At 24.9% G+C, this 413-nt stretch carries 1 protein-coding gene; it reads right to left on the bottom strand.

Going from position 1 to position 413, the window contains the following annotated elements; genetic code table 11:
- The coding region (locus N3F66_15165; protein MCX8125485.1) for a helicase at positions 1-413 on the bottom strand (413 nt) is incomplete at both ends.

Raw genomic sequence — 413 nt, 5'->3', positions numbered from 1 at the left:
GTAATAAATAGTGATTGTTTAACCTGATCCGGTTTTAGTTTAAAAATATATAGCTTTGCGTGGTTTGGTTTAACAGTTTTGCGGATATTACAATTTCCATTTTTAATTAAATTAATAAAAAATCTAAATTGTGTATAAAAATCTTTTGTATCAAATTCATCACTGTTAATAGATTTTTTAATAGAATCAAAAAACTTTTGTGTTATAGCATCATTTGATAAATTTCCACCATTACTATCAATGCATTCTATTAACTGATAATTTATTACATCAACACCCAATCCAACAAGTATGTTTAATTTTACTGTAGGGTTATTTAATAGTGATTTATATAATTCCTTAATACCCGAAAAATAAAAAAAACCTACAAGAAATTTTAATTCCTGGCTCTGATGAATTAATTGCTGCAAACG

This window comes from Spirochaetota bacterium (assembly GCA_026414805.1).
Lineage (GTDB): Bacteria > Spirochaetota > UBA4802 > UBA4802 > UB4802 > UBA4802.
The sequence above is the reverse complement of the archived record's forward strand: the minus strand, read 5'-3'. Positions and strand labels throughout refer to the sequence as shown.